The sequence below is a fragment of the Pseudoalteromonas spongiae UST010723-006 genome (assembly GCF_000238255.3).
Lineage (GTDB): Bacteria > Pseudomonadota > Gammaproteobacteria > Enterobacterales > Alteromonadaceae > Pseudoalteromonas > Pseudoalteromonas spongiae.
This window is the reverse complement of the sequence record NZ_CP011039.1, coordinates 1,893,035-1,917,732: the sequence shown is the minus strand read 5'-3', so window position 1 is coordinate 1,917,732 and position 24,698 is coordinate 1,893,035. Positions and strand designations below refer to the sequence as shown.

The window sequence follows — 24,698 nt, the reverse complement described above, 5'->3', positions numbered from 1 at the left end:
ACTTTGCTGTATTGGTAATAGTGCAGCTCTTTGTGCAATCGCAATGCCCAATCAATATAAAAGAGCAGGGGTTACCTTTTCTGAATAAAAGTTAATTGTTCATGAAAATCTCGTCAAAAATCAACAGGTCTTAATATTTAACGTCTATTATTGTGTTAATAACTAAAAGTCTTTTGAAAGTGACATGACCCCAAAAATATCGTTATTTGTAATCTGGCTTGCAATGACATTATTTGCATTTACTGCGAGTAATGCGTTGGCTAATGGGCAATCGTCGTCGCTGATCAACGAGTATGCGATTAAAAAACTGGGCACTGAAGATGGTTTTGTTTCTTCCGAAATTTATTCAATTGTTCAAGATAATCAAGGGTTTTTATGGTTTGGTACCGCTGAAAATGGGGTGATGCGATTTGATGGTCGCAAGGTTGTATTGTTTGAATTTAATAAAATGAATGAAAACGGCTTATCACATAATGACGCGGGCAATTTAATGCTTGATAACGACGGCAGGATTTGGATTGGCACGTGGGGCGGCGGCGCTAATCTTTACGACCCTAAAATTGGACGATTTGAAAACTTCCTACACAGTGCATCGCAAGAAAGCTCGGTATCTTCTAATCGCATTCAATCATTATTACATGACCAAACGGGCATTATTTGGCTTGGCAGCTACGATGGTGGACTAAATAAATATCTTGGCAATGGTCAATTTGAACACATTACAAAAACCGGTGACTCAGAGCCAAGCTTATCTCACAACCGTATTTGGGATATTGCAGACAAAGACGATAATTTTCTGTGGGTAGCGACCAGCTATGGCTTAAATCTATTTAACAAAAACACTCGGCAGTTTAAGCACTTCTTTCCAAACCCAAATAATAAAACCCCAACTGGGGCCAACGAAATTAGAAGTATGTTAATTACCAAAAGCGGAACATTTTATGTCGCCACGCAACAAGGTCCGTTTTTGTTTGAGCCAAATAGCGGTAGCTTCACCGCTATTTTAAATGTAGATCAGCAAGCACTTGGTCAAGTAAATTCGATGATTGAAGACCAAGACGGATTTGTTTGGTTTGTTACAGCAACGGGCATTTATCGCTATGCCAACGACATTGAGCAAATTGAACGGCTAGATTTAGGTTACAACAATGGTTTTCGCATTATTTTTGAGGATTCTTTTGGTGTTATTTGGATCACAAATGAAGTGCACGGCATTTTTAAACTGACACCACAGCGTAAATTTAAATCGATTAATAGCTCGCAACTAAGTGCGCCAAATGGCATAACAGTTGATGAAAACGGCGATGTGCTTATTGCTGCTTCCTCTTCCGCCTTGTTTAAATGGCAAGTACGGGCGAAAAGCTTAGAACCTATTTCGGGCCCGCTTTTCACTAAAGAAAACGGTTTGGCGAATAGTGGCGCTGTAGAAAAACCCATTATATTAAAACAAGGCACCAATTTACTTTGGGTTGCACAAGATCAAGGGCTTGCTAAATACAATTTGGCAACTGGGCAAATTGAAATCATCCGCTACCCTAAAACCGCTGAAAATTACCAAGAATTTAGAGAGTTACGGGCGTTAGCGCTCGATGAACAAGGCAACTTATGGATTGGTACATACAAAAATGGTGTATACGTATACAACACAACGCATAAAACCTTTACACATTTAGACGAAAACAACGGCTTATCGCACCCTGAAGTGCTAAAAATAATGCGCGATAACGACAACAACATGTGGGTTGGCACCGGCAATGGCGTAAACCTGTGGTTGGCTGATAAACAGCGTTTTCGCGTTTACAAAATGGATGAAGCCGATGAGCAAACCTTATTGGGTAGTATCGTACAAGATATTTACCAAGCCAAAAATGGTGCGATTTGGATAGCAACGCAAAAAGGTCTCAACTTATATCAACCCAATAGCCAAACCTTTAAGCATTACAGCGTGTTAAATGGCCTCGCTACATCGTTAATTCGCGCTGTGGTAGATGATCAAAACGGCAACTTATGGCTCACCACTAACAAGGGTATTTCTACCTTAAACCCAAGTACCGATGAAGTTGTTAACTATGATGGCAGTGAAGGGATTTTAGGCGCAAATTATTACGCAAATAGTTTAGTTGTGGCTGCCAACAACACCTTATTTACGAGTAGCCAACGTGGGGTTGAATACTTTAATACTGATCTTGAAGAAAACGAAGTTAAATCACCTAATGTGGTACTGACTGGGTTTAGCAAAATGGGCGAGCAGAAAAAGCTCGATAAACCGTATGCTTATGTGAAAGAAATCGACCTGTCGTATCAAGATTACTTTATTTCATTTGAGTTTTCGGTGTTAGATTTTACTGCGCCTAGCAAAAATCAGTATGCCTATCGCCTTGAGGGGTACGATAACAACTGGATAGAGTTAGGTAACAATAATATTGCGTCATTTACTAATCTGGATGGCGGCAGCTACACCTTGCAAGTTAAAGCAACTAACAGTGCAGGCAAATGGAGTAATGAACTGCTTTCAATCGATTTAAATGTGGCGCCTTCGCCTTTTAAAAGCTGGTGGGCTTATACGCTTTACACTTTATTTGCCGGGGCATTGATTTTTTTAATGATATATCTGCGCACTCGCTTACAACAAAGCGAGATAACTCGACAAAAGCAATTTGTAGTGGCATTAGAAGAGCAAGTTGCTGAAAAAACGGCGTCGCTTGAGCAACAAGCCAAAGAACTCAAACTTGCCTTACAAAAAGCAGAAACCGCAACTAAGTTAAAGTCTGAATTTTTAGCCAATATGAGTCATGAAATCCGCACACCAATGAATGGCGTGATTGGTATGCTGCAACTGTTAAAAGACAGCAGGCTTTCGGATGAACAAGCACACCGCGTGAGCATTGCCAGTTCAAGTGCAAAGTCGTTACTGACGCTGATTAACGATATTCTGGATTTTTCAAAAATAGAAGCAGATCGCATTGAACTTGAATACATTGATTTTGATCTACGTAACTTACTTGAAAAACTCGCAGAATCTGTGGCCCTTGATGCACAGTTAAAAGATGTTGAGGTTATTTTAGATATCAATGCCATTTCGGTCAGTCATGTGAATTCCGATCCTGGGCGAATTCGTCAAATACTCACCAATATTTTAAGTAATGCTGTTAAGTTTACCGAGTCGGGTCAAATTGTGATCCGTGCAGAGCTTTGTGACTCTGAAAAAATAGGGTTCAGCCAGTTAAACTGCGAAATTCAAGATACCGGCATCGGCATTGCCAAAGATAAAGTAACCTCGCTATTTGATGCATTTAGTCAAGGTGATGCATCGACCACACGAAAATACGGCGGCACTGGGCTTGGCCTAAGTATTACACGAAAACTGTGTAATCTACTGCAAGGGGATGTAACGGTTACCAGCAAATTAGGCGAGGGCAGTTGTTTTAATGTCACCTGTTTAGTGAAAAACATCGCGCAGCCAACAAAGGTAAACGATGGCCCACTATTTGCGTTTTTAACGATGTTGATTGCTGACGCTAATGACACTAATTGCCAAGTGATAAAACAGCTTTTAGAGGGCGAGTCAGCAAACGCAATCGTTGCCAATTCTGCTGAGCAGGTAATGGCACATTTAAGTAGTGATTTAGCAACTATCGACTTGGTATTAATGGATGCAAAGTTGTATGAAAATGACTTATTACAACAGCAATTAACGCGCTTAACGCAAACTAATAAAACACAGCTAGTTATAATGGCGCCAATTAATAAACAATTCGATAATGATACGTGTGAAGCGGGTAATATTAGCGCGATTTTAGCAAAACCCGTAACACCAAAAGGCCTGATTAAAGTAATTAAAAGTACGTTGCAAAAATCATCTGAACACACTGATGATGCAAGTGAGCAGCCGACTAGTTTAAATGATACAGACACCACAATTTTTAATGACGTACATGTATTGTTAGTTGAAGATAATCCAGTAAATCAGATGGTCGCGTTGAGTGTTTTGAAAAACTTAGGAGTCACTGCCGATGTTGCCTCAAACGGTCACGATGCGTTAGCAGCACTTAAAGCGATGGATAAACCAAGCGACTATGCGGCAATTATTATGGACTGCCAAATGCCAGAAATGGACGGTTATGAGACCACATCTAAGATTAAATCGGGCGAGGCAGGGAAAAGTGCAGCAAACATTCCCATAATTGCGATGACTGCTAATGCAATGCAAGGTGATGAGCAGAAATGTTTGGCAGCTGGTATGGATGACTACATGACAAAACCGATTGAGAAGGAAACGGTATATCGTAAGTTAAAGCACTGGGTTGGTATAACAAAATTAATATAAAGTAGGGTGTATTCTGAACAATAATCACTTTTTGATATGCCACAATAGCAATGTATCAGATGTTTAATTAGGCTCGTTTGCCGTGAATCTTATTAGCATATTTGGTTCGGGCTAAGAAGCAGATGGATACATACGTTTAAGCACTTTCATCTGCTTAAATCAACCACAGATTCTAATTAGTTACGTTTATTGCGAACTTATTTTTAGCAAATTAGCAGACCCTTAAGCTCATTCAGTTAAGGGATGCGAAGCGTAAATTTACGATGGCTTTATACATTAAAAAATCGTATGAAGTCGTTTTTAAAAATCTAGTTCTACACTTAATAAAAAAGGCCGCATGTGCGGCCTTTTGTTGTCTTCAGAGAGTTTTCTAAGGTCTGTATTGTGCGTCTACGGTTACGCCAGAGTATGCTCTGTATCCATATGCGCCAATGTGCCATGTACCTGCACCTGGGTTGTTAATAGTACAGGTTTCTGTGTTGCCATCGTTCCATGAACGACAGTCGTATGATGACGTGCTTGGCTGGCTACCGTTGCGAATATAAAGATCTGCATCACCTGTACCACCTGAAAGCGTTACTGTGAACGTTGACATACCTGCTGGTACGTCAATTGTGTAACGGCTCCAAGCGCCACGACTTGCTGATACGTTATCAACTGAACCGCCGCCACCATTCGTGCCTCCTGTTGTTGATGATGTGATATTGCCTGTTAGTGACGCACCAGAGAAGGCTTCGTATGCATTTAGCATTACGTGATAAGTACCTGCTGTTGGGTTATCAATAGAACAAGTTTCACCGTTACCTGAGTTCCATGAACGGCACTCATAGCTTGAGGTCGTTGGCTTGCTGCCAGCACGCACATAAAGGTCTGCATCACCCGAGCCACCTGCTAACGTGAAAGTTACGTTAGTTGCGCCAGATGGTACTTCCATGGTGAAGAACGACTGTGCGTTTTTAGCGCCAGAAAGACCAGTTTTAGCAACCTTATCTTCTAACACGTTATCGCCTGTTGGTGGTGTAGTAGTGTCGCCAGACGCCGCATTTACAGCAGCAAGTGCATCAACAATACCGGTACCACAGTTGTTACATGTAGCAGGGAATGAACGCGTTGTTGATTTTAGGATTTGTTCAATTTCATCAGGTGTAGCAGATGGTTTTGCTTGTTTGATTAACGCAGCAACACCGGCAACATGTGGCGCTGCCATTGATGTACCTTGCGAGTATGCATAACTGTCGCTACCTGGGCCTGTTGAACCTGAGTTGTAAGTTGAAAGAACGCCTTCAGGATCGTTTGCAAAGCTCTGTGCGCCACCTGGTGCTGCAACATCAATATTTGCACCATAGTTTGAATAGTATGCACGGCCACCGTTACGGCCAACTGAAGCGACGTTTACAACGCCTGAACAGTTACCTGGGTTGTAGTTTGCAGAGTTATCGTTATCGTTACCTGCTGCAATTACAACTACTGCGCCATTTGCACGGGCAGTGTTAATTGCTGCTTGTGTGGTCGCGCTACACGCACCTGAACCACCTAAGCTCATATTAATAACAGATGCAGGGTTAGCATTCGCTGTGGTGCCAGAAACTGAGCCACCAGATGCCCAAATAATACCGTCAGCGATATCTGACGTTAAACCACCACATTTACCAAGTACACGCACTGGCACAACTTTCGCGTCGTATGCTACACCTGCAACACCTTCGCCGTTATTCGCCACTGCTGCAACCGTACCTGCTACGTGAGTACCGTGCCAGCTTGAACTTTGATCTGAGCGTGGTACTGGTTGACCTGAGCTATCTGTACCACATTCACCCGTTGTAGTTGCATCACCTGGATCGCGTGCATCGTTATCACGACCGCCGCCATCGTTTGCTACGAAAGTATTTGAAATCATATCGTAACCAGGTAATAGGTTTGCATTTAAATCTGCGTGTGGACGGTAACCTGTATCAAGTACCGCAACAGTTACGCCAGCACCTGTTGCTTTATCCCATGCGCTCGGTAAGTTAAGGCCACCGTTTGCTTCATAGTAGTGCCACTGATCTGAATATTGCGGATCATTAGGCGTAGCAAATGGTTGTAACATTTGGTCGATTTCAATGTATTCAATATCACCAGATGCAATCATGTCTTGCATATATTGCTGTGTTTCTTGTGCAGATAGCTTGCCGTCTACTTTAACTACGTGAAGGCCTTGCATAGCCATAGGTCGTACGTAGCGAGATTGCTTTTTAAGCTTCGATTTGAAGTTTGATACAAACGATTGTGCTGAAGCGCGCGGTGCAAAAGATTGCGTATCTGCAGTATGTGCAAATTCTGCAGCGGTTTGCGTTTTGTATTTAATAATGAATTGTGTCGAAAGCTGAGCTTGACCCACTAATTTAGCTTGTACTTCAGCAAGTTGTGAAGGTTCGCTTAATGTATTTGCGTTAGCGCTGATTGCGAGCGGTACTAGCGTGGCTAATAAGCTCTTTTTTAATAATTTATTATTATTCATAGTATTCCCTAGAATTATTGTGATGTTGCCATTTTGGACCCAAATGAGGATCTATTGTTAATTTAATGTGAAACAAAAACTAATAAATTACTAAAAAGCTATAAGTTAATAGTAAATGGTTATAAGCAAGGTGATTGCTTGTCTGCCACCTAGGTTAGCTATGTAAATGGATGTTAATAGCTATATTTCAATAGCTTAGAATTTTCATGACAGGACATTTGTCTGGTTTTTATGAAATTAATACAAAACCATGAGATCAAAAGTGTGATTTAGATTTGTTAATTTTTGCCCTAAATGCAATAGTAGTTGAATTTTACGAAAATAGTCGTAGTTATAGTGGGTGATAACCAAACCAATCTGGTTTGATTGCTTGGCGCTTGCCTGAATAGCTTAATTTGATATAAAAACCATCAATTAAGTTCACAGATAATAAATCATCCACCGCCATTAAACGGTCTTTATGTGGTTTCGATAAATTGTTCGGCACACGCGAAAGCGCGATTTGTTTTGCTTGTTCGGGTGATTGCGCCACGATTAATTCAAAACTGTGTTGCTCCATAATGTGATCAGGGTAATACGCACCTAAATTAACAAAAAACAGGGTGTGTTGACTTGGCTCTGGGTGCTCTGAGAGCGAAATTTCAAAGCCGTCAATGTGTTTTATTTCACAGTAACTGTCCATATGCACCTTGGCTTTATCGCCACACCATTGCTGTTTCAGCGCATTAAACGTTTGCTCTATGGTTTCACCTACGACAAAACGAATATCATGCATTTCGATATTGCAGCCGCTTACTTTACCGCCTAAACACACCATAAATAGTCGTTTCACAGTTGACCCTTTTGTTAGTTTTTAAAGGTTTTAGTCACGCATAAAGGATACGCGTTTAATTAAACCGTCTTCAATTTGGTAGCTCGCAATCACCACGACATCGGTATCAATAATATTTGGGTCTTGTGATGCGCTACAGGCACGCTCTTTATCGACCAGAAAATTGTCATTTACAATACGGTTTAACGATGTAGCATTTAAATACACTAGCGACGCAAACTTAGCACCATACCGTTTGATTAATTCGTCTTTGCCCTGATACTGCAATCCGCCAGGAAATGCATGAATTTCTACGTCATCGTGGTAGGTTGCAGCAAACGCATCAATATCGCGGTTATTGTAGGCATCAAGTTGCTTATCAACGATGGCAATGGTTTGTTGTTCTATCTCTGAATAGGTCATTGTAAATTGCTTGTATTAGCTCAAAGAGCGCGATTGTAGTAAAGTTTTACCTTTCGCAACATGATTTTGCGATAAACTTGTAGTTGCCAGCCTATTATTATTTTTCAGTGAGCCCAAATGAATCAAACACAGTTACAGCAAGCGCTAAAACACCATTTTAACTTTGATGTTTTTCGTGAAGGACAAGGACAAACCATTTCGCAGCTTTTAGCAGGCCATTCAAGCCTTGCTGTATTTCCTACCGGCTCAGGTAAGTCTTTGTGTTACCAACTTACCGCGCTGTTGTTACCGCATTTAACCTTAGTGGTGTCACCCTTGCTCGCACTGATGAAAGATCAGGTGGATTTTCTTAATAGCAAAGGCATTGCAGCCGCGAGTTTAGATTCGAGCCTTGATAAAGATAGTTACTTTGATGTGGTTAATCGTGTAAGGCAAGGCGAAATAAAAATTCTTATGGTGTCGGTAGAGCGCTTTAAAAACGAACGGTTTAGGCAGTTTATTAACTCGGTTGCGATTTCTATGCTGGTGGTTGATGAAGCCCACTGTATTTCGGAATGGGGTCACAACTTTAGGCCTGATTATCTAAAATTGCCGCAGTACCGTGAAGAGCTGAATATTCCGCTGGTATTACTGTTAACGGCGACCGCAACAAAAAAAGTTAAACAGGATATGGCGGCTAAATTTCAAATCCAGCAACAGCATATAGTGCAAACGGGTTTTTATCGTCATAATCTCGATTTATCGGTGATCCCAGCGGTTGCGGGGCAAAAAACACAGCAACTAGTTGATGTTGTAAAGTCACAACAGGGTTGTGGCATTGTGTATGTGACGTTGCAGCAAACTGCAGAATCTGTCGCAACCATACTTGCTGATCAGGGAATTAATGCAGTCGCGTATCATGCTGGTCTTGGCGCTGAGCAACGTCAAATGATTCAAAATCAATTTATGCAAAGCGACAATCAAGTGGTTGTTGCAACCATCGCCTTTGGCATGGGTATTGATAAAAGCGATATTCGCTTTGTGGTGCATTATGATTTACCGAAATCAATCGAAAACTATTCGCAAGAAATTGGCCGAGCGGGGCGTGATGGCAACCCATCTAATTGCTTTGTATTGGGTAATCTCGATGATGTAACTACGCTTGAAAACTTTGTCTACGGTGATACGCCTGAAGCAACGAGTTTGCAGCGGTTTTTTAACGACATACGCGAGCAAAGCCAAGATAATTTATGGCAGTGCCAAATTTATTCACTGTCACAGACAACAAACATTCGCCAGTTAACGTTAAAAACGGTACTCGTACAATGTGAGCTGTTAGGTTTATTAACCGGCAAGTACAGTTATTTTGCTGAGTATCGCTATTTTTTCAAATCGGATAAAGCAAGCGTCTTAGCTAAATTTAATCCCGAGCGACAAGCATTTTTAAACCAGTTATTTGATGCAACTGACTTTAAGAAAAAGTGGGGCAGTATCGATGTTAGTGAGTTTGCCATGCAATCTGGGCTTGACCGTTCGCGAGTATTGTCGGCACTTGAGTATTTACACGAGCAGGGCGATATTGAGCTTGAAAGCAAACAGCTTGTAGATGTTTATGCCGTTAATTCTAGCTTATTAGATAATAATGAGCTGCTTAGTCAGCTAACAGATTATTTTGCGAGTAATGAAAAAAGCGAAGTGGCGCGTATCAACACCATGTTGCGCTATTTTCAGCTAGACACGTGTTTAAGTTACAATTTGGCGCGCTATTTTGATGATCAAGGTGCGCCACAGCAGTGTGGTCATTGCAGTGTGTGCCGTGGGCAAGTTGCTAAGTTGCAATATATTGATACGCAAAAACAGCTCATAGAAAATCAAATCAATGGTTATTTAACACCATTAGATATTGCATTAAATGGGCAAGGGTTTGAATTAAGCGATACGCTAGCCGCGCGATTTTTAACAGGCTTAACACAACCTGTGTTCACAAAAGTAAAAGCGTCAAAAATGGCAGGGTATGCGGTATACGATACCGTGCCATTTGAATTGGTGAAGAGCGCAGTAGCGCGAAACCGCTAGCCTATTTTTTCAATGTATTCTAGCGCCGTCATTTGGTGGTAAGTGACATCGCTGTGTAATACATGAGCCGGATTGGGGTCAACTATCTCAATTGGAATAGCATTTTGACGTGCCACTTCGAGCGCCATTTGTGTAATGTTGACACTAAACGATGTGCCGATGAATACCATTTTATCGGCGTTATACATGCGGTTTTGCGCCTCAGTGATTTGGTACAAATCGGTATAAAATTCATCAAACAGTAAAACATAAGGTTTTAGTGACACATTGAGCTCTGGCCCGTGTTTTGAAATCTTAAAAATATCGAGCAATGATGTTTTAAGGTTTTGCTCGTCAACGTCCTGCCATGGCGCGTTAAAACGTTCAACAACCGGCCCTTGTTCATGATAAAGCGTAACGTGATCAATACGGCCATGAATTGAAATGTAATGTTGATTGCCCGCTTTGCCATCAAGGCCATCTATATTTTGTGTAATGAGGTTTTTGTCGGCTAGCCAATAGTGTGCCTTGTTGGGGCCGTGGTTGCGGTAAGTTACAAAACGCGTGTAATACCAAGCCAAAAACTCCGCCGGATTATGTTGATACATGGCACGGGTTGCCATCTCTTGTGGCGTGTAATTATTGCTGCCAATGGTCCAAAAACCGTCTTCGCCACGAAAGGTCGGTATACCACTGGCACTACTTACACCTGCTCCAGTGATATATAAAGTATTAGTCATATCGCAATGCACTTCTTTTTTTGCTTTTAAGTAGTTTATCGCCAAATTGAAATAAACCAAGACCAGTGACAATAATCACCGCGCCAATAATTAGTGAGGGTGACAGAGGTTCATTGTTTAACAGTGTACCCAATGCAATGGCAAACCCTGGTGTAATCAGTGTGATCAAGGCAACCGTGCTGGCTTCTAACTTTTGTAACACATGAAAATACGCCAAAAAGCCAAGTAGCGAACCAAATACACCTAAATATAAAATTGAGGCGATGGCTCGATGACTCCAACCGCTCGGCGCAAAGGTACCATCCACCAGTAACCAAGTGATAAAAAATAGAGGCGTTGCAATAATGAGTGCGCCAAAGGTGGTTGCCATTGGATGAATAGCCAGCTTTACGGTTTTAACCATCACACCGCTTAAGCTAAAGAAACACACCGCAGCGAGTACACACAAAAGACCCACATCAAACACCGAACCGCCAGCGAGTTGATCTTTACACACTAGCGCTAAACCGCACACCGAGAGCATTAAGGCAATCACTTTTACTTTGCTAAATTTGGCTTCATTTAAAATACGCTGTGCTAGCAAGCCCGATAAAATTGGTGCAAGGCCAAAAACCAGTGAAATAACGCCAGAAGGCACGGACTGCGCTGCAAAGTAACTGAGCATCATGCCGCCATAAATGCCAAGCGCTGAATAGGCGTATAACTTTATCGCTCTGCCATGCCAAGGTAAGCGAATATTCGCAATCGCCATTACAAATGCGCCAAGCACTAGGGCGATTAACATGCGCAAAAATACCGACATGGTTGGCGGAATAGAATCACTGCTCCATACAATGCCAAGCGGCGTGGTTGACCAAATTAGCACGACAAAAAAATACGATACCTTAACAGGCATAATAGCGTTCCTAAATTTGGCAGATAAAAGAAGTGAGAGGGAGTGACTAACCGCTTTTACCTGCGGTTAAATCATTTAACCGCGTTAAGTACGACGTAGCAGGGCATTGACCGTGTTGGCCTGCCATGTATTCCATACTAGATGCGAGTTAAAGAGTGTCATTTATTTTCAATGTAAGTATTCGTTTAAGAAGTTATAGATTCGTTTGGAATGGGAATGAAGTCAAGCAGAAAAAAGGGTAATTAAATTACCCTTCATAAAACAAATGTAACAAGCTATGTTAGCGTGAAACGAAAACTTAGTTAATTGGCGCTAATAACGTTGGGTTGGTTACTAACTGACGCACGCCATGCGCGTGATCTTCTTTAAAAACGTTCGCTTCACACCATTTACCAATAGTATTGATGTTTAGCTTTGCACACTGTGGACGTACATTCCATGTAACTTGAAGTGGTGAACATGATTTTTCGCTAAAGCTTGGGCCTGTAGTTGAACCTAAAAACTCAACTGGCGCACCCGTGTTATTTGGAATATGTTTAGCTTGGTGATAACCGTTTACGACATTGCCGTCGTAGCTTAAGTCGTTAAAATCCAGTGCATCGTCATCATTTACTAAGGTAAATACTTGAGTTTCTACGCGTAGGTCTGGATTTGCACATTTTTCACTTAAGCATGAACCTAAACCTTTACCCGGTTTAACATCACATGAGGTGTGTACCCAATGCACTTCAATGGTGTCCCCCGGTTTTAAGCCTTTACAAATTTTACCTTTTGGCGCTTTTAATTCAGCGGCACTAAGTGACTCAGAGATATTACATTGGTAACCGCCATATTTACCGTCACCTGCAAATAAAGAAAAATCTTTCGCTTTGTGTTCGGCATTTTTATGGAAGTGGATATTACATAAGTTAAGCTGTTCTTTGGCCGGTGCTTTGCTGAAAACTACTTTATTCTCGCCAACTAGGTTATCAATATCGCGCGGTGTTTGCGGGCCAAAGCCCTCACAGGTATCGGCAAGTGTTGTCGTGGCAAAGCTCAATGCGATGGCTGAAAAAAGTGCTTTTTTTATCATTATGGTTTCCCTTAAAAAGTTGTCTCGGCATACGCAACGCACTTATACCGCTGCAAAAGCATTGGCTTTTGGCAAATAGGCGGCGGTGGCAACGTATGGTTCTTTTTCAGGGGAGCGCGAGTGTAGCACGGCGTTTATGGCTTTTTGTGAATTTAATGATTTTTTTAATTGTTTTTTATTTAACATTATCGCAACAATAAAAGCTTGATAAGAGGTTGCTTATTGACTTATGGAAGCTTATAATCCTCACCATATTTTTAGTCGTGCACTGCGTGACTAACTAAGTAGTCATTGGCGCGGGATGGAGCAGCCTGGTAGCTCGTCGGGCTCATAACCCGAAGGTCGTCGGTTCAAATCCGGCTCCCGCAACCAACTACCTGTTACTTTTGTAACTTGCGCGCATTACTTAATGCGCGTTTTGCGTTTAGGCAAAGAGTATTTGCCTAATTTGGTTTTCGACCCGCACCAAGCTTGGCCAACGGCCACACAGATTAGTTTTTGATGTGACGCCCCGCTTGGTTCGGGGCGTTGTTGTATCTGAAACGCTAGAAGTTGGGGCATATGCCCTTTTTTTGTTTGTACGGAGAGATGTTGTGACTAAACTCGAACAAGATTTAATAGCGATGTTTGAGCCTACCATTGAAGATATGGGCTTTGAATTATTGGGCTTAGAGTTGGCGCAAGCGGGCCGCAATTCGACGCTGCGCGTGTATATCGATCATGAAAACGGCGTAAATGTAGATAACTGTGCCGATGTCAGCAGGCAAATTAGCGCTATCTTAGACGTTGAAGATCCGATAACGAATGAATTTAACTTGGAAGTATCTTCGCCAGGCATTGACAGACCATTATTTAAACCAGAACACTTTGTTAAAGCCACAGGTGAAGAAGTGCGTTTACGCACTAAGCTTCCACAAGACGGTCGCCGCAATTTTAAAGGCGACTTAACCCAGGTTAATGGCGATATGATTACGCTTAACATCGACGGTACGGATTGTATGATCATGCTATCGAATGTTGAAAAAGCGAACATCATCGCTAAGTTTTAATCGTGCGAAAGGAATAGGGCAAGCGAGGCAAGAAGATGGCAAAAGAAATACTTTTGGTGGCAGAAGCTGTTTCGAATGAAAAAGCAGTACCACGAGATAAAATTTTTGAAGCACTAGAGTTCGCACTAGCGACAGCGACAAAGAAAAAGCACGAAGGTGATATTGACGTACGTGTAAGTATCGACCAAAAAACAGGTGAATACGATACGTTCCGTCGTTGGATGGTGGTAGAGCCACAAGAAGACGGTAGTTTAGAGCATCCTTTCCGCGAGATTACGTTTGAAGCTGCGCAGGTTGATGAACCTGAAATCCAGCTTGGCGATTTTGTTGAAGAACAAATTGAATCAGTTAAGTTTGACCGTATTACAACACAAACTGCGAAGCAAGTAATCGTGCAGAAAGTACGTGAAGCTGAGCGCGCATTGGTTGTTGAAGCGTACAAAGATCAAGAAGGTGAGATGATCACCGGTGTTGTTAAAAAAGCAACGCGTGACGCAATCGTACTTGATTTAGGTAACAATGCAGAAGCGGTTATTTACCGTGATGATATGTTACCACGTGAAAACCACCGTCCGGGCGACCGTGTACGTGGTTTACTTTATGCAGTTAAGCCAGAAGCGCGCGGCGCACAATTATTTGTAACGCGTTCTAAGCCTGACATGCTAATTGAACTTTTCCGCATCGAAGTGCCAGAAATTGGCGAAGAGATGATTGAAATTAAATCTGCAGCGCGTGATCCAGGATCACGTGCCAAGATTGCGGTTAAGTCAAACGACAAGCGTATTGATCCAGTAGGTGCGTGTGTAGGTATGCGTGGTGCACGTGTACAAGCCGTATCAACTGAGCTATCAAACGAACGTATTGATATCGTGCTTTATGATGATAACCCAGCGCAATACGTAATTAACGCAATGGCACCTGCCGAGGTAGCGTCGATTGTTGTTGATGAAGATTCGCGTTCAATGGATATCGCAGTAGAAGCCGATAATCTAGCGCAAGCGATTGGCCGTAATGGTCAAAACGTACGTTTAGCAAGTCAATTAACTGGCTGGGAACTAAACGTAATGACAGTGGAAGATATGCAGAAGAAGAATGAAGAAGAGTCAGATAAGCTGGTTTCTTTATTCACTGAAGGTCTGGATATCGACGACGATTTTGCAGAGTTCTTAATTCAAGAAGGCTTCTCTTCACTTGAAGAAGTAGCTTATGTACCTGTAGCTGAATTCCTTGAAATTCAAGGCTTAGATGAAGCAACAGTAGAAGAGCTTCGCGAGCGCGCAAAGGCTGCGTTAACTACGCAAGCACTTAAAACAGAAGAGTCTCTAGAGGGCGCAGAGCCTGCAGCAGACTTATTAGGCCTAGAAGGTCTAGATCGTCACCTCGCATTCGTAATGGCGAGCAAAGGTGTAGTTACCCTTGAAGATCTTGCAGAGCAAGGTGTGGACGAACTTGTAGACATTACTGAACTAAGCGAAGAACAAGCGGGTGAGCTAATCATGGCTGCACGTAATATTTGCTGGTTTGGCGACGAATAATTATTGACGGAGGTAAAGTAAATAATGGCAGAAGTAAGTATTGATAAACTCGCCAGCGACATAGGTACAACTGTTGATAAACTAGTGCAACAGTTCAAAGACGCTGGAATTGAGAAATCTCCGTCAGATCAAGTTACTGAAGATGAAAAAGCGCAGTTACTTGATCATTTAAGCCGCGCACATGGTGGTGAAGGTACAAGTGCACCAACGCGCATGACGTTACAGCGTAAGAGCAAAAGCACATTAAGTGTGCCAAGTGGCTCAGGCAAAGCAAAGTCAGTGCAAGTAGAAGTACGTAAAAAGCGCACTTATGTTAAGAAAAGTGCACTAGAAGAGCAGGCGGCTGAGCAAGCAGCAGAGCAGGCACGTATCGAAGCTGAGCAACAAGCACAGCAAGAAGCAGAGTTAAAAGCAAAGCAAGAGGCTGAATTGAAAGCGAAGCAAGAAGCAGAACGCAAAGCAAAAGAAGAAGCTGAACGTAAAGCAAAAGCAAATGCTGAGCCAAAAGCAAAGGCACCTGAAGCACCTAAGATGACCGCTGAAGAAAAAGCGGAAGAAGAACGTCTTCAACGCGAAGCTGAAGAAGCGGCTAAGCGTAAAGTTGAAGAAGAAGCAAAGCGTGCTGAAGAAGAAGCGAAGCGTTTAGCTGAAGAAAACGAAGCGCGTTGGAAAGCGGAAGAAGAAGAGCGTAAACGTCGTGAAGAAACGGCGGATTACCACAGCACTTCATCTGAAGCAGCGCGTCTTGCTGAAGACGAGTCTGACATGAAAGAAGAACAGTCAGCCCGTCGTTCAGGCAAGAAGAAAAAGAAAAAAGAAGATGCACCTGCACCACGCGGTAAAGGTAAAGCAGGTAAAAAGGGCAAGCTTAAAGCGCCTCAGTCACTGCAACACGGTTTCCAAAAACCAACTCAAGAAGTAACGCGTGACGTTCGCATCAGCGAAACAATCACAGTAGCTGAACTTGCTTCTCGTATGGCGGTTAAAGGTACTGAAGTTATCAAGACCATGATGAAAATGGGCGAAATGGTAACAATTAACCAAGTACTAGACCAAGAAACAGCATCACTTGTTGCTGAAGAAATGGGTCACAAAGTTGTATTGGTTAAAGAAAACGAGCTGGAAGAGAAAGTACTTTCAGATCGTGGTGCAGACGGTGAGCAAGCGCCACGTGCACCAGTTGTTACTGTTATGGGTCACGTTGACCATGGTAAAACATCAACACTTGACTACATCCGTTCTAAGAACGTAGTAGACGGTGAAGCCGGTGGTATTACGCAGCACATTGGTGCATACCACGTTGAAACAGACAACGGCATGATCACTTTCCTAGATACTCCGGGTCACGCAGCGTTTACCTCAATGCGTGCACGTGGTGCGAAAGCAACGGATATCGTAGTACTTGTAGTTGCAGCAGACGATGGCGTAATGCCACAAACAATCGAAGCAGTACAGCACGCGAAAGCAGCTGAAGTACCACTGATTGTTGCAGTGAACAAAATCGATAAAGAAGGCGCAGATCCAGATCGCGTTAAGAACGAGCTTTCACAGCACGACGTAATCCCTGAAGATTGGGGTGGTGACGTACAGTTTGTTCATATCTCTGCGAAAGTAGGTACTGGTGTTGATGATTTATTAGAAGCAATTCTAATGCAGTCAGAGCTACTTGAACTAACAGCTGTTCATGAAGGCATGGCATCTGGTGTGGTTATCGAATCACGTCTAGATAAAGGTCGCGGTCCTGTTGCTTCTGTACTTGTTCAATCAGGTACGCTTAAGCAAGGCGATATCGTACTGTGTGGTCTAGAGTACGGCCGTGTTCGTGCGATGCGCGACGAAGATGGTAAAGAAATTAAAGAAGCGGGCCCGTCAATCCCTGTTGAGATTCTAGGTCTTTCAGGTGTGCCTGCGGCTGGTGATGAAGCAACAGTTGTTAAAGACGAGCGTAAAGCACGTGAAGTTGCACTTTATCGTCAAGGTAAATTCCGTGATGTGAAACTTGCACGTCAGCAGAAAGCGAAGCTTGAGAACATGTTCTCTAACATGACCGAAGGTGATGTGTCTGAAGTGAACGTAGTACTTAAAGCAGACGTACAAGGTTCAGTAGAAGCAATCTCTGATGCACTTGTTAAGCTTTCTACAGATGAAGTTAAAGTTAAGATTGTTGGTACTGGTGTTGGCGGTATCACTGAAACTGATGCAACACTTGCAGCAGCGTCAAATGCAATCGTTGTTGGCTTTAACGTGCGTGCCGACGTATCAGCACGTAAAGTAATCGATAGCGAAAACCTAGACTTACGTTACTACAGCGTAATCTACGACCTTATCGATGAAGTTAAGCAAGCAATGTCAGGTATGCTTGCACCAGAATTCAAGCAAGAGATCATTGGTCTTGCAGAAGTACGTGACGTGTTTAAGTCACCGAAAATTGGTGCAATCGCTGGTTGTATGGTTACTGAAGGTCTTGTTAAGCGCAATAACCCAATTCGTGTTCTACGTGATAACGTTGTTATCTACGAAGGTGAACTTGAATCACTACGCCGCTTTAAAGACGACGTTCAAGAAGTTCGTAACGGTATGGAATGTGGTATCGGTGTTAAGAACTACAACGACGTTAAAGTTGGTGACCAAATCGAAGTATTTGAAGTTGTTGAAGTTCAGCGTAGCCTGTAACTTTCACTTCAATAATTAGATAATTCTTTGGGGGCTTTATGCCCCCTTTATGCTATTTTCTCAAATAGTATTTAAGAGGAATAAGAAAAGTTTATGAGAGAATTTTCTCGTACAGATAGAGTGGGTCAACAGATCCAAAAAGAAGTGGCACTTATTTTACAACGTGAAATTAAAGATCCACGTCTTGGTATGATCACTGTGAGCGCAGTAGAAGTATCACGTGATTTATCGTACGCCAAAGTGTTTGTTACAACGCTTAATGATCACGACGAAGAAAAGTCAAAACTGATCATGAAAATTTTAGGCGAAGCACAGGGCTTTGTACGTTCATTACTTGGTAAACGTATTCGCGCACGTATTGTGCCTGAAATTAAGTTCGTAATGGATACTTCATTATTAGAAGGTATGCGCATTTCGAATTTAGTTGATCAAGTAATTCGCGACGACAACGAAAAGCGTGGCGATGAGCCACAAGAAGGTCAAGAAGACTAATGGGGCGTAGGCAAAAAGGTCGTGCAATTGACGGCATTTTACTGTTAAACAAACCAACTGGCATCTCATCAAGTAAAGCACTGCAAATTGCTAAGGGCATTTACTTTGCGCAAAAAGCAGGACATACCGGTGCACTTGATCCACTGGCAACAGGCATGTTGCCAATTTGTTTTGGTGAAGCGACCAAGTTTTCGCAGTTTTTGTTAGATACTGATAAAACCTATGTGGTGCGTGCTAAGTTGGGCGAACGCACTGACACCTCAGATTCAGATGGCGAAATTGTTGAAACTAAGCCAGTTAATATCACTAAGCAGCAGTTAGTTGATGCAGTGAAATCATTTGAAGGCGAATCGGACCAATACCCATCGATGTACTCGGCGCTGAAATATGAAGGCAAACCTTTATATTACTATGCAAGACAAGGCATCGAAGTGCCACGTAAGTGCCGTAAAATCAATGTGTTTAGTTTAACCCTAGACGAAGTTGATTTTGACAATAACGAAATTCAAATGACCGCGCATGTGAGTAAAGGCACTTACATTCGCACTATTGTTGACGATTTAGGTGAAAAGCTAGGCTGTGGCGCACACGTTATTATGCTGCATCGCAGTGCAGTGGGTCATTATCCGGCTGAACAAATGATGACGCTTGACGAATTACAAGCGATTCTTGATGACGCAAAAGCAAACGACATCACACCGAGCGAAAAGCTTGATCCATTATTATTGCCAATGGATACCGCATTATATGGTATGACAGAAGTGTTGGTAACCGATGGGCAGGCGAAAGCGTTTAGTCATGGTCAGGCGGCAACTATGCCAAACCTACCCGACGGTGAGTTTAAAGTTATCCGTCAAAGCGATAACCGCTTTATGGGCATTGGTGAGCGCAATAGTGACGGCCAACTTAAATCTAAGCGTGGATTATCTAACGCTTAGCAATAAAGTATTTACTGCTACTTGTAGTAATTTTAAATGCTGGTAGAATACGCCAGCTTAAACGCTTTGGCTGAATTAGTGATCGGCTAAAGTAAATTCAATTAACTCACTAAATTTTGGAGTCTAACAATGCTAAGCATTCAAGAAAAAGCTGAAATCGTTGCTAAATTTGCACGTGCTGAAGGCGATACTGGTTCACCAGAAGTACAAGTTGCACTTTTAACTTTCGATATCAACAAGCTTCAAGGTCACTTCGCTGATCACAAGCACGATTTCCACTCACGTCGTGGTCTTCTTCGCAAAGTAAGTCAACGTCGTAACCTTCTTGACTACCTAAAGCGTAAAGACGTTGAGCGTTATTCAGCGCTAATCAAAGAGCTTGGCCTACGTCGCTAATCACTTTGATGCCAAAAAAGCAGCCTCGGCTGCTTTTTTTGTGTCTGAAATTCGCGTTTATACGTTTTAAAATAAAGCTTCATTCAAAGAAGTAAGAGTAGTGCTTGTAAGTCAACGTACTTTCATAAACCCGCTTCTTGACACCCTAAAGCGTAAAGACGCCCGGCGTTATTCAGCGCTAATCAAAGAGCTTGGCCTACGTCGCTAATCACTTTGATGCCAAAAAAAAGCAGCTTCGGCTGCTTTTTTTGTGTCTGAAATTTAACAATATATAAGATTAACACCTTGCCATTTGGCATAAAAAAACATGACATAGGCTGCTTTTTTACGCTGCGACACTACCATCTTTCGCGCTATGCAGTATACTAGCGCACAAGTGAAATGCTTGGTGCTAAACAACGCTAAATCATTCACTTAATAAACTGATGCCAATTGTAGTAGTTAATCGATTTTGCTCGCTTAATTTATCGTCAAATACGATTAACTACTGTAATTGGTGTTATTCAAATAGCTATACAAAATAAAGGATTTTTTAATGCAACCAATTATTAAAAAATTTCAGTTTGGTCAACATGAAGTGACTTTAGAGACGGGCGCAGTTGCTCGTCAAGCAGATGCAGCAGTTATCGCGAGCATCGGTGATACAGCAGTACTTGTATCAGTAGTAGGTAAGCGCGAAGCGGCACCTGGTCAAGATTTCTTCCCACTCACAGTTAACTACCAAGAGCGTATGTACGCTGCTGGTCGTATCCCAGGTGGTTTCCTTAAGCGTGAAGGTCGTCCAAGCGATGGCGAAACACTTACAGCACGTCTAATCGACCGTCCAATCCGTCCACTTTTCCCAGACGGTTTCGTAAACGAAGTACAAGTAATTGCAACAGTTGTTTCAATTGACCCAGAAATCAAGCCTGACATCGTAACGTTAATCGGTACTTCTGCGGCACTTGCTATTTCTGGTATTCCATTTAATGGTCCACTTGGTGCAGCGCGCGTTGGTTATATCAATGACCAGTATGTACTTAACCCATCAGCAACTGAGCTAGTTGAAAGTAAACTAGACCTAGTTGTTGCAGGTACTGAAAACGCAGTACTTATGGTTGAATCAGAAGCTGAAGTGCTTTCTGAAGACGTGATGCTTGGTGCGGTTGTATACGGCCACGAGCAATCACAAGCAGCGATTAAAGCAATCAATGAATTCCAAGCTGAAGCGGGTAAGCCAGCATGGGATTGGACTGCTCCAGAGAAGAACGTAACACTTGCTGACAAGATTGCAGCGATTGCAGAAGAGAAAGTAGGCGCAGCTTACTTAATCACTGACAAAGTAGCACGTAAAGAAGCCATTTCTGCTGCAAAAGCTGAAGTTGTTGAAAAACTAACAGCAGAACTAGCAGAAGACGAATCACTAGACGAGCAAGAAGTAGGTAAATTATTCGGTTCTCTAGAGAAGAAAATCGTACGTGGCCGCATCATTGCTGGCGAAAAGCGTATCGACGGTCGTGAACCAGACATGGTTCGTGCACTAGACGTAATGACGGGTGTACTTCCACGTACTCACGGTTCAGCTATCTTCACTCGTGGTGAAACGCAAGCACTTGTAACTGCAACACTTGGTACAGAACGTGATGCTCAGATGATCGACGACCTAACAGGTACTAAGACTGATCGTTTCATGCTTCACTATAACTTCCCTCCATACTGTGTTGGTGAAACTGGTTTTGTAGGTTCACCTAAGCGTCGTGAAATCGGTCACGGTAACCTAGCGAAGCGTGGTATTGCTGCAGTAATGCCAAGCCTTGAAGAGTTCCCGTACTCAGTTCGTGTGGTTTCAGAAATCACTGAATCAAATGGTTCTTCTTCAATGGCATCAGTGTGTGGTACTTCACTTGCGCTTATGAATGCAGGTGTACCAACTAAAGCGTCTGTTGCTGGTATAGCAATGGGTCTAGTGAAAGAAGGCGACGACTTCGTTGTTCTTTCTGACATCTTAGGTGATGAAGATCACTTAGGTGATATGGACTTTAAAGTAGCAGGTTCATCAGAAGGTGTAACTGCACTTCAAATGGATATCAAGATTGAAGGTATCAACAAAGAAATCATGCAAATCGCGCTTAACCAAGCAAAAGCGGCTCGTATGCACATTCTTTCAGTAATGGACCAAGCAATCGACAAGCCAAGCGAAGAGCTTTCTGAGTTTGCACCGCGTATCTATGTTGTTAACATTCCACCTAAGAAAATTGCTGATGTTATCGGTAAAGGTGGCGCAACAATCCGTGCACTTACTGAAGAAACGGGTACAACAATCGAAATCGAAGATGACGGTACAGTTAAAATTGCTGCAACTAACGGCGAAAGCGCACGCGCTGCAATCGCACGTGTTGAGCAATTAACTGCTGAATTAGAAGTAGGTACTATCTACTCTGGTAAAGTTGTTCGTATCGTAGACTTCGGTGCATTTGTTAACGTACTACCAGGTAAAGATGGCCTAGTCCACATTTCACAAATCAGTGAAGAGCGTGTAAACAACGTAGCTGATCACCTAAAAGTAGGCGACGAAGTACAAGTTAAAGTACTTGAAGTTGACCGCCAAGGCCGTGTACGTCTAAGCATCAAAGAAGCGCTTAAGAAAGACGACGCACCAGCTGAAGCAAACGCTGAAGAAAAAGCATCAGAAGAATAAGTCGACTAAATAAGACTTAGCGATAAAAAAGGGGCTGAATAGCCCCTTTTTTTATGCTCTAATAGCAGAGCAGTTAATTTTAAGGATAGATTTTAGTGAATAAATTGAAACGGCTTCTTGCAACTTTAGCGATAGGCGCGAGCCTAGTCGGCTGTCAGGCGACAAATGATGTTGAACAGGGCGACCACCCGGTTGTTAATGTGCCTTTTGCGGGTCCATTACAACACGACTTCCGTAAAGAGTTGGAAATTGCACGTATTAATCAAGCGCTAAATAGTCCTGAAATTACCACCGAGCAACGTGCCGCACTACACCATAAACGCGGTGCACTATACGATAGCGTTGGTTTATCAACACTCGCTCGCCTTGATTTTAACTATGCGTTAAAGCTAAAGCCTGATTTTGCTGAAGTGTATAATTTTACTGGAATTTACTACACCTTAGCGATGCAGTATGAACAAGCCTATGAAAGCTTTGATGCGGTAATCGAGCTATTACCAGAACATCAGTATGCTTATTTAAACCGTGGTATTGCACTTTATTACGGATCGCGTCCTGATTTAGCAGAGCGCGACTTAAAAAAATTCTTAAATGCTGACGATAGCGATTCATATCGTGCTGTATGGGTTTATTTAGCAACGCGAGAAGTAGATGCAACGCGCGCGCTAACCGAGTTACAGCAACATGCTGAAAAACTCGATAAATCACGTTGGTCGTATCAGCTTGTACAATACTTTTTAGGTGAGCTAAGCGAGCGCGATTTATTACTTAATGTGCAAAAAGACTTAACCAGCCACCGTGAGTACTTAGAGCGTTTATGTGAAGCGTATTTCTACCTGGCAAAAGATGCCGTAGCTGATAATAAGCCGCTTAAAGCAGAAGATTATTTTAATTTGGCAATGGCAACTAACGTGTATGAATTTGTTGAATATAAATATGCTCGCTTAGAGCTACGTTTACTATACAGTGACGAGCAAACACCTGACGAAATACAGTGAAGTGGTTAACTGTCCTCTTTTTAAGTAGCTTTCTTACTTCAAGTTACTGTTATAACGAAAAACGCCTGTTACAGGCGTTTTCTGCTTTTCCAAACCCGTATTATGCAACTTTGGCAGAGCGCGCAATATTGCCAAATGTGCAAACTTATCACCATTCAATCGCCCATTTACGTGTCTATGCCAATAATCAAAACGCCGATGCGATGGCGCTGCTTGCCAATGAGTTTTCAAATAACCAACATTTGTACCAATCCACGTTAATCAGCGCGGCAAAGCAGGGCTCACTGATTGCAAGAGAACAGTTAGCTGCCCATTATGAAGAAGCAAAGCAGTGGCAAGCGCTGCATGATTTCCCTTGGCCGCTAACACACAAACAACAGACTCGCGTTGCAATGGCACTTGGTTTACCGCTTGCGGCAACAGCGCATCAATTAGTGCCGATTTATAAAAACGAGCAATGCACGCAAAAGATAATGCTAGCGGTAACTGATTTTAAGGCTTACAACCAGGTCACTCAGCTAAAGCAGCGTTTTGAAAAAGCGTTTTCGCTGCCCGTGTGTTTAAGTCAGCCTGTTTACTTTGATCGTTCTAAATTACGATGTAGTGGTGCAGCCGGAAGGCGCATACGCTGCGAAATACTTGATAAAAAAGCGTTTTCACAGCTTTCGCACGATAAAATCGCATTTTTTAGCGAAATGGGTATTGCTAACGCGTCGGGTAATTATGTTTTTATGCGTTCTCAACAATCAGAGCGTGTATTACTGCATGAACTAATGCACTTGTACGGTTTTATTGATGAGTATCCACTTAAAAAACAACTGGCAAAGCGACTGTGCAATGTGACAAAACCAACTCGCATCGCTAAAAACTTAATTGTTGTGCCAAAGAAAAAAGAAGTTACCCGCACGCTGAAGGTTGACGGGCACACTTGGTATTTGACCAACACCTGTAATCAGGCAGAGGGGCGGGCGTACAAGCCGGTTAAATCAACCTCAAATCTAGAGCTGCTTGATCTGCCACTACCCAATTTATATGAAACTTGGCTAAAACAGGCTATGAGCGAATTTAACAGCTTGTAGTTAAAAGATTTACATCCTTTTTCAATAGTCTTTATTTAGTATTTACACTATATTTATTA

18 protein-coding genes, 1 tRNA gene and 1 pseudogene are annotated in these 24,698 nt (G+C 42.4%); 13 read left to right on the top strand and 7 right to left on the bottom strand.

Annotation, left to right across the window (positions count from 1 at the left end; translation table 11 throughout):
- Window positions 1-184 precede the first annotated feature (184 nt).
- Window positions 185-4,327, top strand: a complete 4,143-nt coding sequence (locus tag PSPO_RS09000; RefSeq protein ID WP_010559778.1) for a hybrid sensor histidine kinase/response regulator — start codon at window positions 185-187, stop codon at window positions 4,325-4,327.
- Between the two features lie 370 nt (window positions 4,328-4,697).
- Here the strand turns inward: PSPO_RS09000 and PSPO_RS08995 are convergent, their stop codons facing one another.
- The 3 genes from PSPO_RS08995 to PSPO_RS08985 all read right to left on the bottom strand — a co-directional run bounded on the left by PSPO_RS08995 (window position 4,698) and on the right by PSPO_RS08985 (window position 8,061).
- On the bottom strand, window positions 4,698-6,827 hold the full coding sequence (locus PSPO_RS08995; RefSeq protein WP_010559779.1) for a S8 family peptidase: 2,130 nt from the start codon (window positions 6,825-6,827) through the stop codon (window positions 4,698-4,700).
- A 331-nt stretch (window positions 6,828-7,158) separates the two neighbouring features.
- Window positions 7,159-7,644: a DUF1543 domain-containing protein gene (locus tag PSPO_RS08990; RefSeq protein WP_010559780.1), complete on the bottom strand. Its 486-nt coding sequence runs from the start codon at window positions 7,642-7,644 to the stop codon at window positions 7,159-7,161.
- A 45-nt stretch (window positions 7,645-7,689) separates the two neighbouring features.
- The gene (locus PSPO_RS08985; RefSeq protein ID WP_010559781.1) at window positions 7,690-8,061 is read right to left on the bottom strand and encodes a nuclear transport factor 2 family protein; all 372 of its coding nucleotides are present in this window, start codon (window positions 8,059-8,061) and stop codon (window positions 7,690-7,692) included.
- 117 nt (window positions 8,062-8,178) lie between these two features.
- On the opposite strand from PSPO_RS08985, the gene PSPO_RS08980 reads away from it, so the two are divergent.
- Complete coding sequence (locus PSPO_RS08980) at window positions 8,179-10,116, top strand: RecQ family ATP-dependent DNA helicase (RefSeq protein ID WP_010559782.1); 1,938 nt, start codon at window positions 8,179-8,181, stop codon at window positions 10,114-10,116.
- Here the strand turns inward: PSPO_RS08980 and PSPO_RS08975 are convergent.
- From PSPO_RS08975 to PSPO_RS21645, 4 genes are all read right to left on the bottom strand, one after another.
- Window positions 10,113-10,835, bottom strand: a complete 723-nt coding sequence (locus PSPO_RS08975) for an SIR2 family NAD-dependent protein deacylase (protein WP_010559783.1) — start codon at window positions 10,833-10,835, stop codon at window positions 10,113-10,115. The two genes, PSPO_RS08980 and PSPO_RS08975, sit on opposite strands and share 4 nt — an antisense overlap.
- The gene (locus PSPO_RS08970) at window positions 10,828-11,730 is read right to left on the bottom strand and encodes a DMT family transporter (RefSeq protein ID WP_010559784.1); all 903 of its coding nucleotides are present in this window, start codon (window positions 11,728-11,730) and stop codon (window positions 10,828-10,830) included. Before PSPO_RS08970 ends, PSPO_RS08975 begins: the two co-directional genes overlap by 8 nt.
- A gap of 298 nt (window positions 11,731-12,028) precedes the next feature.
- Window positions 12,029-12,802, bottom strand: coding sequence for a delta-class carbonic anhydrase (locus tag PSPO_RS08965; RefSeq protein WP_010559785.1), 774 nt, complete (start codon window positions 12,800-12,802; stop codon window positions 12,029-12,031).
- A gap of 42 nt (window positions 12,803-12,844) precedes the next feature.
- Window positions 12,845-12,988 (bottom strand): hypothetical protein, encoded by a 144-nt coding sequence (locus PSPO_RS21645; protein ID WP_158523440.1) that lies wholly within the window; start codon window positions 12,986-12,988, stop codon window positions 12,845-12,847.
- 109 nt (window positions 12,989-13,097) lie between these two features.
- Between PSPO_RS21645 and PSPO_RS08960 the strand changes: the two genes are divergently transcribed.
- The 11 genes and pseudogenes from PSPO_RS08960 (at window position 13,098) to PSPO_RS08915 (ending at window position 24,639) form a co-directional block, all read left to right on the top strand.
- Window positions 13,098-13,174: transfer RNA gene (locus PSPO_RS08960), tRNA-Met, on the top strand.
- Window positions 13,175-13,395: 221 nt separating this feature from the next.
- Window positions 13,396-13,851 carry a ribosome maturation factor RimP gene (rimP, locus tag PSPO_RS08955; protein ID WP_010559786.1) on the top strand — a complete coding sequence of 152 codons (456 nt, stop codon included), beginning with the start codon at window positions 13,396-13,398 and terminating at the stop codon, window positions 13,849-13,851.
- A 35-nt stretch (window positions 13,852-13,886) separates the two neighbouring features.
- Entirely contained in the window at window positions 13,887-15,386 is a 1,500-nt protein-coding gene (gene nusA / locus PSPO_RS08950) for a transcription termination factor NusA (protein WP_010559787.1), read from the top strand.
- Between the two features lie 24 nt (window positions 15,387-15,410).
- Complete coding sequence (gene infB / locus PSPO_RS08945; protein WP_010559788.1) at window positions 15,411-18,059, top strand: translation initiation factor IF-2; 2,649 nt, start codon at window positions 15,411-15,413, stop codon at window positions 18,057-18,059.
- 93 nt (window positions 18,060-18,152) lie between these two features.
- On the top strand, window positions 18,153-18,551 hold the full coding sequence (gene rbfA, locus PSPO_RS08940; RefSeq protein WP_010559789.1) for a 30S ribosome-binding factor RbfA: 399 nt from the start codon (window positions 18,153-18,155) through the stop codon (window positions 18,549-18,551).
- Window positions 18,551-19,489: a tRNA pseudouridine(55) synthase TruB gene (gene truB / locus PSPO_RS08935; RefSeq protein WP_010559790.1), complete on the top strand. Its 939-nt coding sequence runs from the start codon at window positions 18,551-18,553 to the stop codon at window positions 19,487-19,489. The genes rbfA and truB overlap by 1 nt, the downstream gene beginning before the upstream one ends.
- A 129-nt stretch (window positions 19,490-19,618) precedes the next feature.
- On the top strand, window positions 19,619-19,885 hold the full coding sequence (gene rpsO, locus PSPO_RS08930; protein WP_010559791.1) for a 30S ribosomal protein S15: 267 nt from the start codon (window positions 19,619-19,621) through the stop codon (window positions 19,883-19,885).
- A 103-nt stretch (window positions 19,886-19,988) separates the two neighbouring features.
- A pseudogene (locus tag PSPO_RS22020) lies at window positions 19,989-20,093 on the top strand (30S ribosomal protein S15); the annotation flags it as partial.
- A 327-nt stretch (window positions 20,094-20,420) separates the two neighbouring features.
- Window positions 20,421-22,562: a polyribonucleotide nucleotidyltransferase gene (pnp, locus tag PSPO_RS08925; RefSeq protein ID WP_010559792.1), complete on the top strand. Its 2,142-nt coding sequence runs from the start codon at window positions 20,421-20,423 to the stop codon at window positions 22,560-22,562.
- A 95-nt stretch (window positions 22,563-22,657) separates the two neighbouring features.
- Complete coding sequence (gene nlpI / locus PSPO_RS08920; protein ID WP_010559793.1) at window positions 22,658-23,560, top strand: lipoprotein NlpI; 903 nt, start codon at window positions 22,658-22,660, stop codon at window positions 23,558-23,560.
- Window positions 23,557-24,639 (top strand): hypothetical protein, encoded by a 1,083-nt coding sequence (locus tag PSPO_RS08915; protein WP_010559794.1) that lies wholly within the window; start codon window positions 23,557-23,559, stop codon window positions 24,637-24,639. The genes nlpI and PSPO_RS08915 overlap by 4 nt, the downstream gene beginning before the upstream one ends.
- Window positions 24,640-24,698: the final 59 nt, after the last annotated feature.

Bases quoted from the DNA above. Each gene is read 5' to 3' on its own strand.
- PSPO_RS09000 (WP_010559778.1), top strand. From the start codon at position 185: ATGACCCCAAAAATATCGTTATTTGTAATCTGGCTTGCAATGACATTA.
- PSPO_RS08995 (WP_010559779.1), bottom strand. From the start codon at position 6,827: ATGAATAATAATAAATTATTAAAAAAGAGCTTATTAGCCACGCTAGTA.
- PSPO_RS08990 (WP_010559780.1), bottom strand. From the start codon at position 7,644: ATGGTGTGTTTAGGCGGTAAAGTAAGCGGCTGCAATATCGAAATGCAT.
- PSPO_RS08985 (WP_010559781.1), bottom strand. From the start codon at position 8,061: ATGACCTATTCAGAGATAGAACAACAAACCATTGCCATCGTTGATAAG.
- PSPO_RS08980 (WP_010559782.1), top strand. From the start codon at position 8,179: ATGAATCAAACACAGTTACAGCAAGCGCTAAAACACCATTTTAACTTT.
- PSPO_RS08975 (WP_010559783.1), bottom strand. From the start codon at position 10,835: ATGACTAATACTTTATATATCACTGGAGCAGGTGTAAGTAGTGCCAGT.
- PSPO_RS08970 (WP_010559784.1), bottom strand. From the start codon at position 11,730: ATGCCTGTTAAGGTATCGTATTTTTTTGTCGTGCTAATTTGGTCAACC.
- PSPO_RS08965 (WP_010559785.1), bottom strand. From the start codon at position 12,802: ATGATAAAAAAAGCACTTTTTTCAGCCATCGCATTGAGCTTTGCCACG.
- PSPO_RS21645 (WP_158523440.1), bottom strand. From the start codon at position 12,988: ATGTTAAATAAAAAACAATTAAAAAAATCATTAAATTCACAAAAAGCC.
- nusA (WP_010559787.1), top strand. From the start codon at position 13,887: ATGGCAAAAGAAATACTTTTGGTGGCAGAAGCTGTTTCGAATGAAAAA.
- infB (WP_010559788.1), top strand. From the start codon at position 15,411: ATGGCAGAAGTAAGTATTGATAAACTCGCCAGCGACATAGGTACAACT.
- rbfA (WP_010559789.1), top strand. From the start codon at position 18,153: ATGAGAGAATTTTCTCGTACAGATAGAGTGGGTCAACAGATCCAAAAA.
- truB (WP_010559790.1), top strand. From the start codon at position 18,551: ATGGGGCGTAGGCAAAAAGGTCGTGCAATTGACGGCATTTTACTGTTA.
- rpsO (WP_010559791.1), top strand. From the start codon at position 19,619: ATGCTAAGCATTCAAGAAAAAGCTGAAATCGTTGCTAAATTTGCACGT.
- pnp (WP_010559792.1), top strand. From the start codon at position 20,421: ATGCAACCAATTATTAAAAAATTTCAGTTTGGTCAACATGAAGTGACT.